This window comes from Serratia sp. 1D1416, assembly GCF_003641105.1.
Taxonomy (GTDB): domain Bacteria; phylum Pseudomonadota; class Gammaproteobacteria; order Enterobacterales; family Enterobacteriaceae; genus Serratia; species Serratia ficaria.
In genome coordinates this window covers 1,392,189-1,406,811 of record NZ_CP032738.1, presented here as the reverse complement: position 1 = coordinate 1,406,811, position 14,623 = coordinate 1,392,189, and the positions used below count along the sequence as shown (strand labels likewise).

Below are 14,623 nucleotides of genomic sequence, written 5' to 3'. Positions count from 1 at the left end.
CATGATGAGCAATCAGGCGATCGCATTGTGGCCAGGCGCGTTGGCGCCGCGGGAAAAACTGTTGAGTCATGGCGCGGCGGCGCTGTCCGATGCGGAGCTGCTGGCCCTGTTTCTGCGCACCGGGCTGCCGGGTCTGCACGTGATGCAGTTGGCGGAGCAGCTGCTGCGCCAATTCGGTTCGCTGTATCACCTGATGTCGGCCGACCATCAGCTATTTTGCAGCCAGAAAGGTTTGGGGAACGCCAGCTACGCGCAGCTGCAGGCGATTTCAGAGCTGGCGTTCCGCTTTTTTTCCAGCCATCTGGCGCAGGAAAACGCCATGCTCAACCCGCGCATCACCCAGCATTACCTGCAGAGTTTGCTGGCGAACCATGAGCGCGAGGTGTTTTTGGTACTGTTTTTAGACAATCAGCACCGGGTTATTCGCCATCAGGAGATGTTTGCTGGTACCATCAGCAGCGTCGTCGTCTACCCGAGAGAAATTGTGCGCGCAGCGTTGAAGGCTAATGCAGCCGCCATCATTCTGGCGCATAATCACCCCTCGGGTAAGGCTGAACCCAGTCACGCCGACCGTTTGATAACCGAGCAAGTGGTTAATGCCTGCCAGTTATTGGAGATCCGAGTGCTTGATCATTTGGTGATCGGTCGGGGTGAATGCGTCTCTTTTGCCGAGCGCGGATGGCTTTAAGCGATTTTTTCGCGATCCTTGTGGGATCTTTAGCTGTTCGGGACTTGAGCACTTACGCTTCAGAGCGTATACTACGCCACCTTTGAGAATCTTGGGTTTGGCGCAAGAGCCTATCTCAGCAGGTTTCTGACCTGATGTGTGGTTTCTGACCTGATGACGAGAGTCTCCTCAGTATGAAGTTTGCTGAGATGGGCTCTAAAAGCCTGACGAGGCGGCCATACCCTATACGAAGCTCGAGCTGATTTGATTTTTGGAGAATAGACATGTCCCGAGTCTGCCAAGTTACTGGCAAGCGCCCGGTGAGCGGTAACAACCGTTCCCACGCAATGAACGCGACCAAACGCCGTTTTCTGCCTAACCTGCACTCACACCGTTTTTGGGTTGAGGCTGAGAAGCGCTTTGTAACTCTGCGTGTATCTGCTAAAGGTATGCGTGTTATCGATAAGAAGGGTATTGAGACGGTCTTGGCCGATCTGCGTGCCCGTGGTGAGAAGTATTAAGGAACTGCATCATGGCTAAAGGTGTTCGCGAGAAGATCAAGCTGGTTTCTTCTGCTGGTACTGGTCACTTCTATACCACCACGAAGAACAAGCGTACTAAGCCGGAAAAATTGGAACTGAAGAAATTCGATCCAGTTGTCCGCCAGCACGTGATCTACAAAGAAGCTAAAATTAAATAATTTTAGTGGATTAATGAAAAACCCGGCCTCGGCCGGGTTTTTTGTTTTATAAAGGGTAGGAAAAGACCGGGAGGAGCGCCAGATGCCTGAATTACCAGAGGTTGAAACCAGCCGACGCGGTATTGAACCTTATCTTGTCGGCCACAGCATCCAGTACGCGGTGGTGCGCAACGCACGCCTGCGCTGGCCGGTTTCCGAGCAGATCCTGACGCTGAGCGACCAGCCGGTGCTCAGCGTGCAGCGCCGGGCGAAATACCTGCTGATCGAGCTGCAGCGCGGCTGGATCATCGTCCACCTCGGCATGTCCGGCAGCCTGCGCATGCTGCGAGAGGAAAACGAAGATGAGGCCGGCAAGCACGACCACGTCGATCTGGTGATCAGTAACGGCATGATCCTGCGCTATACCGATCCGCGCCGTTTCGGCGCCTGGCTGTGGTGCGAGGACCTGGCGGCCAGCAACGTGCTGGCGCACCTGGGGCCGGAGCCGCTGAGCGAGGCGTTCGACGGCGACTACCTGTATGAAAAATCCCGCAACAAGCGCACCCTGATCAAACCCTGGCTGATGGATAACAAGCTGGTGGTGGGGGTCGGCAATATTTACGCCAGCGAATCGCTGTTTACCGCCGGGATCCTGCCCGATCGTCAGGCGGGATCGTTAAGCAAGGCGGAAGCGGCGCTGTTGGCGGAAACCATCAAGGCGGTGCTGCTGCGCTCCATTGAGCAAGGCGGGACCACGCTGCGCGACTTCCTGCAGTCGGACGGCAAGCCGGGATACTTCGCGCAGGAACTGCAGGTGTATGGGCGGGCCGGCGAACCCTGCCGCACCTGCGGCACGCCGATAGAGTCCGCCAAGCACGGGCAGCGCAGCACCTTCTTCTGCCGGCGCTGCCAGCGTTGAACTGATTATTGGGCGGCGAGCTTTTCCATCAGCGCCCGGGTGACGACATCCGGCAGGAAGGGCGCAATGTCGCCGCCGTGGCGGGCCACTTCCTTCACCAGCGAGGAGGAGATAAACGACCACTCTTCGGACGGCATCAGGAACACGCTTTCCAGCGTCGGCATCAGATGCCGGTTCATGTTCGCCAGCTGCAGTTCGTATTCAAAGTCCGACACCGCACGCAGGCCGCGCACCAGGATATTGGCGTTCTGATGAGCGGCGAAGTGCGCCATCAACTCGCTGAAACCCAGCACTTCCACATTATCCAGATGCGAGGTGACCTGGGTCGCCAGCGCCACCCGTTCTTCCAGGCTGAACAGCGGCTTTTTGCTCGGGCTGGCGGCGATGGCCAGAATCACGTGATCGAACATCAATGACGCGCGCGTCACTAAATCCAGGTGGCCGTTGGTCATGGGATCGAAAGTCCCGGGATAGATGGCTTTGCTGGTCATGATTCACTTCTCTGAGTAGTTGCGGCCCAATGCCCATAATGCGGCATATTTATTGAAGGTATATTGCGCGTTGACCACCGCTAACAGCAACCCCTGTTTACCGTCGAGGAAGCCGGCGCGCAGCAGCCAGGTTTTGCAGAAGGCGCCAAGGGCGTGGGTCAGGATCGACAGATAGCCGCAGCGTTTTCCAGCCTGATGGCGCTGATTGGCCCACTCTTCGGCATAGCGCAGCTGCTTGCGCTGGAAGGCGAAAAAATCGCGGCAGGTCAGATGCAACAGATCGCCGCTGAGCGGGATCACTTTGGCGCTGCCGATATTGAGCGATTCATGCACCAGATCGTCGTTGTAGCGGTAACGACGGTTGGCGTACAGCCGGTTGACCCGATCCGGATACCAGCCGCTGTGGCGCATAAAGCGGCCGAGGAACAGGTTGCGGCGCGCGCAGCTGTAAACGGCTTCGTCGTCCGGCGCGGCCAGCACCCGTTCAATGGATTGGCGCAGCTCGGGGGTCACGCGCTCGTCGGCGTCGATCATCAGAATATAGTCGTGGCTGGCATGGTTTTGCGCCAGCTGACGCTGCTTGCCGAAGCCTTGCCAGTCGGTATGGCTAAAGACTTTCGCGCCCATGCTTTCGGCGATGGCGACGCTGTCGTCCTGGCTGCCGGAATCCAGCACCACTATCTCATCCGCCCAGTCGACCGAGCGCAGGCAATCCGGCAGCAGCCCGGCTTCGTTCTTGGCGATCATCACCACCGACAGGCGTTTGCGGTCGCTCATTCAGTGGCTCCGGGGCGGCAGATGCGGTTCCAGCAGCTGCAGCAGGCGCTGCAGCGCTCCCTGATTTTGATACAGCACTTCCACCGCATGGCGGCCATAGTAACGGCGGTAGTCTTCGTCGGTCAGCAGGGTTTCCACTTCTTTCACCAACGAATCTACGTCGGTCACGGTGATCAGCCCTTCGGCCTGCGACAGCTTGGCGCAGATATCCTTGAAGTTGAAGGTATGCGGGCCCATCAGCACCGGGATGGCGTGAGCGGCGGCCTCCAGCGGGTTATGCCCGCCGCGTTCGACCAGGCTGCCGCCGACAAAGGCCAGATCGGCTATGCCGTACAGCAGCATCAGCTCGCCCATGGTGTCGCCGATCACCACCTGGGTGCTGCCGGAAGGAATTTCGCCGCTGCTGCGCAGGGTGTAGCTGAAGCCGGCTTTCTGCACCAGATCTTTGGCGGTAGGGAAGCGCTCCGGATGGCGCGGCACCAGAATCAGCAACAGGTCAGGGTGTTTTTCCAGCAGTTTGCGGTGCGCCGCCAACAGAATGCTTTCTTCGCCTTCATGGGTGCTGGTGGCGATCCATACCGGGCGGCGCGGCGCCCATTGGCGACGCAGGGTGACGGCGCGGGCAGCCAGTTCCGGCGTGACGGAGATATCGAACTTCAGGCTGCCGGTCACGGTCAGCTGTGAGCGCTTCAGGCCGAGTTCAACGAAGCGATCGCCGTCTTCCTGATTTTGGGCGGCGATCAGCGTAATGCGGCGCAGCATGTCGCGGACAAAACCGCCTATTTTTTTATAGCCGGCGGCCGAACGGGCGGAAAGGCGCGCGTTGGCGATCACCAGCGGAATTTGGCGCTGGTGCAGCGCGTTGATCAGGTTTGGCCACAGCTCGGTTTCCATGATGATCACCAGCTTGGGATTCACCTGGTTCAGAAAGCGATTCATGGCGCCGGGCAGGTCGTAAGGCAGATAGACATGATGTACGTCTTTACCGAAGGCGGACTGCACGCGCTCTGAACCAGTCGGGGTCATCGTGGTCACAGTTATCGGTAAATAGGGGTAGCGGTGGCGCAGCGCCCGCACCAGCGGGATGGCGGCCAGCGTTTCGCCGACGGAGACGGAATGCAGCATGATGCCGCCTGGCACCACTTTGCCGGCGCAGAAGCCATAGCGCTCTGCCCAGCGTTTACGGTAGGCTGGAGCTTTGCGGCTGCGCAGCAGCAGGCGGAGCCAGATCAGGGGTTGGATGAGGTAGAGTAGTACCTGATATAAACGCAGCAACATTCTATCAATTTCATTTATATGGGTTATTCAGAATAGTACCATAACTGGAAGGGAAAGGCGCTAATTTGGTAACCTTGGGTGTCAGTTTCAGACAACGGGCGAGTGATTTCGCTGACAGGCTTGGAATGAAGAATATTTTAATTATCCGCCGCGATAACATCGGCGATCTTGTTTGTACAACGCCCCTGATCGAGGGGGTGAAAATTGCCTATCCGGATGCCAAGCTTTATCTTTTGATCAATAAAGTCAGTCAGGATGTCGTTAAAAACAACCCGCACCTTGAGAAGGTTTTCGTTTATAAGAAGGCCAAGCACAAGGCGAAAAATGAAACCACGTTAGGGGTTTATTTTGAACGGCTGATGATTTTTCTTCGGCTGAGAAAAATAAAGTTTGATGCGGTGATCCTGGCTAACCCGGTGCCTTGCAAATACAGCCTGCGGCTGGCCAAAATGGCCGGCGCCCGCCATATCATCGGCGCCGATCTGGGCACTGCTGAAATTCATCAGCCTTTCCGCAGAGAGGATTTCAGCGGCAAGCATCAGGTTGAGCGCACCTACAGCTATCTCTCGGCCATTACCGACCGGCCGATCCCGATTCCGCCGGTGCGGGTATTTCTGACGCCGGAAGAGCGGCAGCAGGCGGAGCAGCGTCTGCAAAAGCTGTTGCCGCCGGTCAGCCGGGTATGCGCAGTGCATATCAGCAGCCGCAGTCCGAAAAGACGCTGGCCGATTGAGCGTTATGCGGAAATTATCAATCGCTTGGTTGCCGATCCCGATACCGGCGTGCTGATTTTCTGGTCGCCGCAGGGCACGCTGGCGCCGGATGATATCGGCGACCAACGGCGTGCGGAACAGCTGTTGGCGCAATGCCGAAACGCGCGCGTAGCGCTGTACCCGACGGCATCGGTGCGCGAACTGCTGGCCGGTTTCGATTTATGCGACAAGGTGCTGTGCAGCGACGGCGGGCAGATGCATCTGGCCGCGGCGCTGAATAAGGATATGGTGGTGTTCTTCGGCGACACGAATAAAGATGCCTGGCATCCGTGGTCGGGGCGATATCATATTTTGCAAAGCGAGTCGGGCGACTGTGTCGACGTATCCATCGATGAAGTTTGGCAGAAAATGCAAGATTTCGATTGATTGAAAAATAAGGCAGGGCGGTCCCTGCCTTATTTCATTTCTTTAGCGCCAGATATTGCCGGCAAATAGGCTCAAGGCCGTAGCTCAGCAACTGCCGATGATTGATTTCCGGTGGGGCGGCATAAATTTGCGCCATTTTATCCGCCAGCGAATCCGCATTTAATTCCGCCAGCGCGTGGGCCATGCCGGCCTTCTCCAGGATCTCCGCCGGCCCCCCCGGACAACGGGTGCTGACCACCGGCGTGCCGCACAGCAAAGCCTCGACCAGCACGTTGCCGAAGCCTTCGCTGTCGGAGCTGAGCACCAACAAAGACGCATGGCGAATAAACGGATAGGGATTGGCCTGGAAACCGAGGAACCGCACGCGCTCCGCAATGCCCAACTCTGCCGCCAGCCGTTTGGCTGCGGCGATGCCGGCTTCGCTGCCGGCGCCAATCAGCGCCAGCGGCGCCTGAATGCCGGATTGCGCGTAGGCTCTCAGCAGGCGATCGTGCCGTTTGTGCGGGTGGAAGCGGCCGACGTGCACCAGATAATCCTGACCCGCCAGTTCGCAAGGCTCCGCCGCCTGCCGCTGGATGGCGGCGATGTCGAACGGGTTATTGATCACCGCCAGGCGATGTGGGCGAATGGGCAGATTTTGCTGCAGATCGTCGCCGACCGCCTGCGAAACGGCGACGATGTTGCGCCCCTGGTAGACGGCGGCGAGTTTGCGCTGCTTCAGCCAGCGATCCAGCCCCTTGCGGTGGCCAAGGTAGGAGGTGGACAAAATGCCGTGAATGCAGAACCACAGGCGATCCGCGGCCAGCAGCTTGCTGCGGCTGACGATGCGATCGGTCTTGTGCAGGTTGGAGAACGCCAGATCGAAGGCGCCGTGTTGGCGCTCCATCTCGGCGATCGCCCGATCCAGCGCGGCGGCGCGGCGCGGCAGCTCGGTCAGCTTGCGCCACGGCGTTCGGCTGTTATCCGCCACCACACGGTAGTGGATCCCCTGGGGGATGGGGTATTTGCAGACGTCGCGCAATGAGACCAGGCTCACGTCATGCCCCATTTGCTGCATGCCCTGACACAGGGTCAGCACCACTTTTTCCGCGCCGCCGCCAGGCAGGCCGTCGATAACCATCAGAATACGCATAGCTAGTCCAGTAATCGGTTATACAGGGAAATAAGCTGCTCGGAGAGATGCGCCGGCGTGGCCGACATGATGCGCAGCCTGGCCGCTTCGCCCATGGCAGAGCCGATGGCCTGGCGAGGCAGCGCCCGAATCGCTTCGGTGATGGCCGCAACGTCGAGGGCGTCGGTGACGAAGCCGTTCTGCCCAGGGACGATAAATTCGGACCCGCCGCAGGTGGTGCTGGTGATCACCGGCAGGCCGCACGACATCGCTTCCAGGATCACGTTGGGAAAGGGGTCGTACAGCGTCGGCAGCAGCAGCGCGTCCGCCGCCTGATAAAACGGCAACGTTTGTTTCTGCACGCCCATAAAGTGCAGGCGATCGCTGCAGCCCAGCGTCTGCGCCAGCGCCCGGTAGCGTTTTTCGGCCTTATCCTTGCCGACCACCAGCAGGTGGCTGTCGGTCGCCGCCACGGCGCGAATGGCGGCGGCCAGGCCCTTGCGTTCAAAACCGGAACCGACAAAGATCAGGCAGTGAGCCCGTTGAGGGATTTGATACTGCTCGCGCAGCCGCTGGCGTCGTTCGGCATCGGCGGGCAAGAATTTTTGGTTGTCGATGGCGTTATAGATCACCGTGATTTTATCGGCGGGCACGCCAAAGTCATCGATGATTTCCTGTTTGATCATCTCGGCGTTGCAGATCACCGCCTTTAGCTCGGGCGCAGCGTACATCGCGCGCTCCGCGCACATCACATAGCGGTGATAACGGTTGGAGAACAGCCATTTGCGTCGCCATTCCGGCAGCAGGCGCGCGCGCTGCAGCAGCCAGCGGCGATGCACGCCGTCACCGGCGCGGTAAATGTCGCAGCCGGGGATGCGTTCATGGCTTTGCACCAGGTCAAAGCGTTCTTTCTGCCACAGCGCTCTGGCCGCTTCGGCGAAGCCCCGCTCGCGGCTGATACGGCCGAGTTTCAACGGGTTGCACAGGTGAATGTGCCAGTTGGGATTGGCGTCGCCCTGCCATTCGCGGGTGATGACGTTCAGATCGAGGTCCTGCTGCTCCAGCGCCTCCAGGGCGCGTGAGACGAAACGCTCAGCCCCGCCGTCCGGGCGGTATTTTTGGCGAACGATCGCCAAACGAAATGCTTTCATGCCAGCGTGCTCCGCGCGGCTGCAATCACCGCGTCTGTAGGAATAAGGTCAAGATAACGTTCATCGGTGCCGGTATTGATGGCGTCCGGATCGGGCAGCTCGCCGAAGTCGCCGGCCCAAATCACCTGGCCGATAACCTGCCACGGCCGCCAGAAGGTCAGTTTGGAAGGGCCGAACAGCGCAATGCACGGCGTTTGTAACGCTGCGGCCATGTGCATCGGCACCGAATCCACGCCGATAAACAGTTTCGCATGGTCGATGAGGGCGGCCAGCTGCCGCAGCGTCAGCTGCCCGGCCAGCGACGTCACGCCCTGCGGCGGGCAGAGCGCCAGAATGCGCTCCACCATGGCTTTTTCCCGGGCGTCCGGCCCGGAGGTGATCACCAGCTGGTGGCCGTCGGCCTGCAGCGCGCCGATCGTCGCGGCCATCTTTTCTTCGCTCCAGCATTTGAAGAACCAGCGCGAGGTGGGCTGCACCACGATATAGTCGCCGGTCACGCCCTGCCGGCGCAGCAGCTGCTCGCCGGCCTGCCAATCCTGCGGTTGGTAGCTCATGGTCACCCGTTGGCTGAGCTCCGGCAGATTCAGCGGGGCCAGCAGCGACAGGTTTTGTTCCACGGTGTGCAGCCGAGCGTGATCGCTCACCGGCACCAATTGGGTATGGCAGTGACGCCAAACGAAACCGCGGCGTTTGGGGAAATCGAAGCCCAGCCGAATGCGCGCGCCGGTCAGGCGGGTGAGGATGGCGCTGCGCCACTGATCGGCCAGGTTGACCACCAAGTCGTAACGCTGCGCTTTGAGGCGGCGCAGCAGATCCAGTTCGTGGCGCAGATGCGCCCGGGTGCCCTGCTTTTTCCACTGGCGGTCGATGGCGAAAATCGTCGTCAGCTGCGGATTGCTGGCCAGCATCTCCCGGGTTTCCTGGTACAGCAGCACATCGATCTGCGCCTGCGGGTAGTTTTGCCGCAGGCTGCTGATGACCGGGGTGATCAGCAGCATGTCGCCATGATGGCGCAGTTTTACGATCAGAATACGCTGTACGGATGGGGCAGAATTTGGGGCTGGCGCGTCGTTCATCATGAGTCGCTTTCAGGGAAACCAATCTTTGATTCTAAAGGACCCGATCGCATGTGGCTACTGTTGCACGGCTTTCTTGCCGGCAAGTAAAAAAATAGCCGCGACAGGGGACGAATGTCCCTCAACGTTGTCCAAACCGGCAGTAAAGTCGTTTGCCCTGGCGAAACGGCCTGCGTAACATACTGCATTCTGTTGATATCAGGTTCGATATTCATGACTAAACCGGCATTTCTCATTACCATTGATACCGAAGGCGACAACCTGTGGCAAAACCACGATCGCATTTCTACCGAAAATACGCGTTTTTTGCCGCGTTTTCAGGCGTTGTGCGAGAAATACGCCTTCAAGCCGGTTTATCTCACCAATTATGAAATGGCGATGGATCCGGCCTACGTCGAGTTCGCCCGCGATGTCATCGCGCGCGGCGCCGGCGAAGTCGGCATGCATCTGCATGCCTGGAACAGCCCGCCGCTGACGCCGTTGACCGACGATGACTGGCGGCATAAGCCGTATCTGATCGAATATCCCGCCGACCAGATCCGCGCCAAGGTCGATCATATGACCAAGCTGCTGGAGGACGCGTTCCAGACCAAAATGCTCAGCCACCGCGCCGGCCGCTGGGCTTTCAACGCGTATTATGCGTCGCTGCTGCTGGAGTACGGCTACCAGGTTGATTGCTCGGTCACGCCGCGCGTCAACTGGCAATATTCGCCGGGCAATCCGCAGGGCAGCGGCGGCACGGACTACCGCCATTTCCCGTCGCAGGCTTATTTTATCGATCCGCAAAACATCGCCCAGCCCGGCGACTCGGCGCTGCTGGAAGTGCCGATGAGCATTCAGTACAAGCATTCGGCGCTGATGAACGCCGTCAAGCAGGGTTACGATCGGCTGCGCGGCAAGCGGCGTTCGCCGTCGGTGCACTGGCTGCGGCCCAGCGGCAGCAACCTGGACAAAATGAAACGGGTGGCCGAGAGCGCGTTGGCGCAGGGGCAGGACTACGTCGAATTCATGCTGCACTCTTCCGAGTTTATGCCCGGCGGCAGCCCGACGTTTAAAACCGAACAGGATATTGAAGGGCTGTACCGCGATCTGGAACAGCTGTTTGACTGGTTGCAACAGCGGACGGTTGGCATGACGCTGGCTGAGTATTATCAACTTAAAGTGAATTGAAATGTCGAAGCAATGGAAAGTAAAGCTGGCGAACGCCTGTATCCGGCTTTATACGAAACTTGGCAGTAATTTTAAAGATAAGCGTTCGTTTGATAAAAACCGCGAGTTTGACCGCATTGCTATTTTTTCGACCACCGCGCTGGGCGACTTGATGTTTAATACGCCAGCTATCCGCGCGATCCGGGAACGCTACCCCGCCGCCAGGATCACCCTGGTCTCCAGTTATAAGAACGGCGGTTTGGTCGGCACCTGCAGCTATTTTAATAACGTCATTTACTGGGACCACAAGGCCAAGGATATGCTTGGCGTGATTCGCCAGCTTAGAAAGAATCGGCCGCAGCTGGCGGTGATACTGCATTCAAAGGCGCCGTATGATGTCATCACGGCGATATTTTCCGGCTGCGAGTATGTGTTTAAAGACGCGTATAAAAACGATCTGAGCGGCATGGAGCAGTGGCTTACCGGCATCAGCACCCGAGATACCGGCCATCTGATCCAGCGCAAGCTGAATCTGGTCGGTCAGTTGGGGTGCGATACGCAAAATCGGGAAATGTTTATTCCGGTGGATTTCCCGCTGCAACAGAAACAGCCGGGCCAGGTGGTGGTGGGCTTCCAGATGGGGGCTTCCGAGCCGCTGCGTTGTTGGCCGGTGAGCCGCTTTGTCGGTCTGGCGAAAATGCTGCTGTCGCGCTCGCCGGATTATCGCATCGCCCTGATAGGCACGCCGAAAGAGCAAGTGATCGAGCGTGAGTTTATGGCGGGCCTGACGCCGGAAGAGCAGAGCCGGGTGATTAGCCATATTGGTAAAACGACGTTACCGCAGCTGTTGGGCGTGATGAAAAACATGGATGTGCTGGTGACCGGCGATACCGGGCCATTGCATTTGGCCATCGCGTTGAAAACCAAAACCGTCAGCCTGTTCGTGACGGCCAACCCGCAACAAACCGGCCCTTATCAGAACCCAGAGCTGCACCAGGTGATGTACGTGCCGGCTGAAACGCAGCAGCTGAGTGAAGAACAACGGCATCAGCCCCTGAGCATCATCACCAGCGATGAGGTGATGGCAAGGGTGATCAAGGTGCTTGGCGAATAGCCGAAGCGGCGCCAGCGTGAGGATGGCGCCGCTGCTCGGTGGGTTAATAAAGGTGAGATTTGAGCCTGGTGGTCATAATGACGCCCAGCGGGAACCAGAACAGATACCAGGATTCGGACGGGTTGCCCACCACGAACATGCCCTGTGAGGTATAAAACAGCAGCATGAAGATAAACAGCGCGGCTTCCAGCCGCATGCCGTCGCGCAGACGCCGCACGGCCAACATGCCGCAGTAGCTCAAAACCGCCAATAACATGCCCAATCCCACCAGGCCGCCCTTCAGCAGCGCCCCCCAATAAAGACTGTGGGTAGTGCGAATATGCTCGCCCGAATAGTTGGTGAAGGTCAGCTCGTAGTTGAAGCCGTAGCCGAAATAAGGCGCCTGGCTGACCAGTTCGAAAGTATGGCGCCAGATGCTTAAACGCAGGAAGCTCTGAACGTACATCTCTTCGAAGCGGGCCAGCAGCAACTGCCCCATTTCCGACGACAGCACCGCCGCGCCAATAACGATCAACGCCACGAGGCAATAAGCGATATGCTTCAATCTCAAATGCCTGTAAGGCAGCGTGACGAACAGGGCAATCAGCAAGGACAGCACCGGCCCGCGGCTTTGGGTGAGCAGCATCGTGCCGAATAATATCGGGATGGCGATCAAGATAACCCGGCTCTGCTTCTCGCGAAATACCATCAGGCAGAGTATGACGCCCATTCCCGCCATGCCGGCCAAATCAATCACGTTCTCCGGGCCTGGATTGCTTTTTGACACATGCCGGTTGACCAGCATGTCGTGGTAGTCAAAAGCGATAGAGTAGAGGCACAGGATCGTTAATCCCAAAATAACGCTGGCGAACAACAGATTGCGTTGCGTGCCGTTAAGCACGGTGATCAGCATCGCCAAATAGATCAGCAGATAAACGCTGTGCGTCAGGGTGGATTCGATATTGGCCGGGTCGTTCGTCCACAGGTTGCTGAAGGCGAAGTAAAGCAGCATCGCCGCAATAATGCCCAGCCCGCGTCGGATTTCATCATGGCGAAAAAAAGACAGCCGAAGGTCCTTATCGAAATACAGCGTGATAATGAACAGCATGGCTGACAAATGGAACAGGTTGTTAACTTTGGTATAGCTACAGAAAATAGCGCTGAAAAAGGAAAAAAGGAAAAAAAACGCCACATACAGCTGTTGTATGCGGGCAGCGTTATTTGAAAAGTTCATCAGGATCGACCTTGTCGAAAATGTCATTGCTGATAGCGCTGGTGATGGAAAGATTTTTTATCGTGATATTCCTGGCCTTCATCAGCTGGCTGGCATGGCTGAAAGAAGGCATAACCAACCCGGCAACCTTATCTGCCAGATCGGTCGGCAATTTATTCTCGGCGGCCTCATAAAAGCGCGGCTGGTGGAAATTATTCATATCCAGACCAATGATATACAACCGTTCAAAACCGAGGAAAGTCAGGATCTGAAAAGCCCAATACGCGACGGTTCCGGCGTCAAAGATACCGCTGCGAATATCGTGGCTGAAGGCGATGTCCTTCCGGTCCGCGGCAAAAACGACCGCGGGGTTATCTTGATAGACGGGCCACAGGTCATCGTTGGCGATCTTGGGCTGATAGATTTTAAACGCGGCGTCTTCTATCACCGCGAAACCGCACTTCACCCGCTCCAGGCTGAATGTGTCGATGATTTTGGCTACGCCGTGCACCGTGGTGAACAGCGTCAGCCGCGGATCATCGATAATCTCGCCGATAATTTCCGGTTTCTGGTCGATAAACCCCATATCAACAATGACATAGAACCTGAAATCAACGCGGTCGTGCAGGAAATAGGCGCCATTGACGCCCATTGCCGGCATGGCGGGGAAATTTTCCAGGCAGAGGTTTTTTACCGATGGCCCGGTGGCCGTCAGCAGCACATCACCGGTGAACCCCCCCTGTAAATCGGCCAGCCGCACCAGCGGCACGGGGCGTTTCCGGTAACGCAGCTCGACGATTTCTCCACTGGCGGCGCGCTTAATCTTTACGTAGGGCCAGAGGTTCTCGTTATGTCGGAAGGGGCGGGCATGCGTATAGCGATATATCTGCTTGAAAAATGTTCCCATTACATAGGCATCCTGTCATGAATGAGCGCCGCAACGGTTTGGGCCGAGATGTCCGCCATGCTATTGCCCTGTTCCGGGCGACAGGCGTACTGATTCTGCCCATAGCCGCCGATCAGTCCGGGATCGGTCGGGCCAAACAGCGTGATATTCGGTTTGTCGAGCGCGGCGGTAAGGTGGCTGAGCCCGGTGTCCACCGAAACCACCCCCTTGGCGCCGGCCAACACCTCCGCCACCTGCTGCAGGCTGAGCTTCGGCAGCACTTCGACGTGGGGGAAACCTTCCGCCAACCGCTGTGCGCGTTGGTGTTCATGCTCGGCGCCCCACGGCAATTTGATCTTCAGCCCGCTGGCGGCCGTCAGCTCAATCAGTTCGCGCCAGTTTTGTTCCGGCCAGTGTTTGTCGTCACGGGTGGTGGCGTGCAGGAACACCAGATACCGCCCGGCATCGGTCGGCGGCTGGCTGAGAAACCGCGCGGCGATGGCGTAATCGCCGTCGCTCTCCGGCCGGGCGTAGCCCAGGCTTTTGGCGAACAGTTCGCGCGTGCGCTCCACCGCGTGCTGCCGCTTGTCTATTTCATGACGGTGGTTGTAGAACCAGCTGGCGAAGGGCTCGCGCGCGCTTTTGCAGTCCTGGCCGTGTTTGCTGCCTTTAGCGATGCGGGTAACCAGCGCGGCGCTCTTGATCAGGCCCTGCGCATCGATCACCGCGTCGTAGCTGCGCTGCTGGACCTGGCGTTTGAAATCGCAGCGCTGTTGGCGGGTTTCGCTGCCGAACCAGTTCTTGCGCCAGCGGCGAATGGCCACCGGGATCACGCGGTCCACCGCCGGATGCCAGGTGGGGATTTGGCTGAAGCCTTCCTCCACCACCCAGTCGAAACGAATGCCGGGTATGGCCTGCATGGCGTCGGTCAGGGCGGGAAGCGTGTGGAGTACGTCCCCCATGGAGGAGGTTTTTACAATCAACACCTGCATGG

17 protein-coding genes are annotated in these 14,623 nt (G+C 58.2%); 8 read left to right on the top strand and 9 right to left on the bottom strand.

Going from position 1 to position 14,623, the window contains the following annotated elements:
* Window positions 1-4: 4 nt before the first annotated feature.
* From radC to mutM, 4 genes are all read left to right on the top strand, one after another.
* On the top strand, window positions 5-688 hold the full coding sequence (gene radC / locus D7I37_RS06725) for a DNA repair protein RadC (protein WP_061799621.1): 684 nt from the start codon (window positions 5-7) through the stop codon (window positions 686-688).
* A 263-nt stretch (window positions 689-951) separates the two neighbouring features.
* On the top strand, window positions 952-1,188 hold the full coding sequence (rpmB, locus tag D7I37_RS06720) for a 50S ribosomal protein L28 (RefSeq protein WP_004931195.1): 237 nt from the start codon (window positions 952-954) through the stop codon (window positions 1,186-1,188).
* A gap of 11 nt (window positions 1,189-1,199) precedes the next feature.
* The gene (rpmG, locus tag D7I37_RS06715; protein ID WP_004392084.1) at window positions 1,200-1,367 is read left to right on the top strand and encodes a 50S ribosomal protein L33; all 168 of its coding nucleotides are present in this window, start codon (window positions 1,200-1,202) and stop codon (window positions 1,365-1,367) included.
* Window positions 1,368-1,449: 82 nt separating this feature from the next.
* Window positions 1,450-2,265: a bifunctional DNA-formamidopyrimidine glycosylase/DNA-(apurinic or apyrimidinic site) lyase gene (gene mutM, locus D7I37_RS06710; protein WP_061799619.1), complete on the top strand. Its 816-nt coding sequence runs from the start codon at window positions 1,450-1,452 to the stop codon at window positions 2,263-2,265.
* A 5-nt stretch (window positions 2,266-2,270) separates the two neighbouring features.
* Here mutM and coaD read toward each other — a convergent pair whose 3' ends face one another.
* Genes coaD through waaA form a run of 3 tightly spaced genes read right to left on the bottom strand, consistent with a single transcriptional unit; the run spans window position 2,271 to window position 4,811 of the window.
* The gene (gene coaD, locus D7I37_RS06705; protein ID WP_061799618.1) at window positions 2,271-2,756 is read right to left on the bottom strand and encodes a pantetheine-phosphate adenylyltransferase; all 486 of its coding nucleotides are present in this window, start codon (window positions 2,754-2,756) and stop codon (window positions 2,271-2,273) included.
* Window positions 2,757-2,759: 3 nt separating this feature from the next.
* Window positions 2,760-3,533 carry a glycosyltransferase family 2 protein gene (locus tag D7I37_RS06700; RefSeq protein WP_061799617.1) on the bottom strand — a complete coding sequence of 258 codons (774 nt, stop codon included), beginning with the start codon at window positions 3,531-3,533 and terminating at the stop codon, window positions 2,760-2,762.
* Window positions 3,534-4,811: a lipid IV(A) 3-deoxy-D-manno-octulosonic acid transferase gene (gene waaA / locus D7I37_RS06695; protein ID WP_061799616.1), complete on the bottom strand. Its 1,278-nt coding sequence runs from the start codon at window positions 4,809-4,811 to the stop codon at window positions 3,534-3,536.
* Between the two features lie 125 nt (window positions 4,812-4,936).
* Here waaA and D7I37_RS06690 point away from each other — a divergent pair, with 125 nt between their 5' ends.
* A complete protein-coding gene (locus D7I37_RS06690) occupies window positions 4,937-5,950 on the top strand; it encodes a glycosyltransferase family 9 protein (RefSeq protein ID WP_061799615.1) in 1,014 nt (337 codons plus the stop codon).
* Between the two features lie 34 nt (window positions 5,951-5,984).
* On the opposite strand, the gene D7I37_RS06685 is transcribed toward D7I37_RS06690, so the two are convergent.
* The 3 genes from D7I37_RS06685 to rfaQ are packed head-to-tail and all read right to left on the bottom strand — an operon-like array spanning window position 5,985 to window position 9,291.
* Window positions 5,985-7,082 carry a glycosyltransferase gene (locus D7I37_RS06685; RefSeq protein ID WP_129543475.1) on the bottom strand — a complete coding sequence of 366 codons (1,098 nt, stop codon included), beginning with the start codon at window positions 7,080-7,082 and terminating at the stop codon, window positions 5,985-5,987.
* Between the two features lie 2 nt (window positions 7,083-7,084).
* Window positions 7,085-8,212: a glycosyltransferase family 4 protein gene (locus D7I37_RS06680; RefSeq protein ID WP_061799612.1), complete on the bottom strand. Its 1,128-nt coding sequence runs from the start codon at window positions 8,210-8,212 to the stop codon at window positions 7,085-7,087.
* Entirely contained in the window at window positions 8,209-9,291 is a 1,083-nt protein-coding gene (gene rfaQ / locus D7I37_RS06675; RefSeq protein WP_129543474.1) for a putative lipopolysaccharide heptosyltransferase III, read from the bottom strand. The genes D7I37_RS06680 and rfaQ overlap by 4 nt, the downstream gene beginning before the upstream one ends.
* On the opposite strand from rfaQ, the gene D7I37_RS26975 reads away from it, so the two are divergent.
* From D7I37_RS26975 to D7I37_RS06665, 3 genes are all read left to right on the top strand, one after another.
* Window positions 9,217-9,378: a hypothetical protein gene (locus D7I37_RS26975; protein WP_165283069.1), complete on the top strand. Its 162-nt coding sequence runs from the start codon at window positions 9,217-9,219 to the stop codon at window positions 9,376-9,378. The genes rfaQ and D7I37_RS26975 overlap by 75 nt on opposite strands.
* 123 nt (window positions 9,379-9,501) lie before the next feature.
* Complete coding sequence (locus D7I37_RS06670) at window positions 9,502-10,458, top strand: polysaccharide deacetylase family protein (protein WP_061799609.1); 957 nt, start codon at window positions 9,502-9,504, stop codon at window positions 10,456-10,458.
* A gap of 1 nt (window position 10,459) precedes the next feature.
* Window positions 10,460-11,551, top strand: a complete 1,092-nt coding sequence (locus D7I37_RS06665; protein WP_061799608.1) for a glycosyltransferase family 9 protein — start codon at window positions 10,460-10,462, stop codon at window positions 11,549-11,551.
* 43 nt (window positions 11,552-11,594) lie between these two features.
* Here D7I37_RS06665 and D7I37_RS06660 read toward each other — a convergent pair whose 3' ends face one another.
* From D7I37_RS06660 to rfaC, 3 genes are all read right to left on the bottom strand, one after another.
* Complete coding sequence (locus tag D7I37_RS06660) at window positions 11,595-12,638, bottom strand: O-antigen ligase (protein WP_242502867.1); 1,044 nt, start codon at window positions 12,636-12,638, stop codon at window positions 11,595-11,597.
* Between the two features lie 109 nt (window positions 12,639-12,747).
* A complete protein-coding gene (locus D7I37_RS06655) occupies window positions 12,748-13,650 on the bottom strand; it encodes a sugar glycosyltransferase (RefSeq protein WP_095099846.1) in 903 nt (300 codons plus the stop codon).
* A complete protein-coding gene (gene rfaC, locus D7I37_RS06650) occupies window positions 13,650-14,621 on the bottom strand; it encodes a lipopolysaccharide heptosyltransferase RfaC (protein WP_129543472.1) in 972 nt (323 codons plus the stop codon). The genes D7I37_RS06655 and rfaC overlap by 1 nt, the downstream gene beginning before the upstream one ends.
* Between the last annotated feature and the right edge of the window lie 2 nt (window positions 14,622-14,623).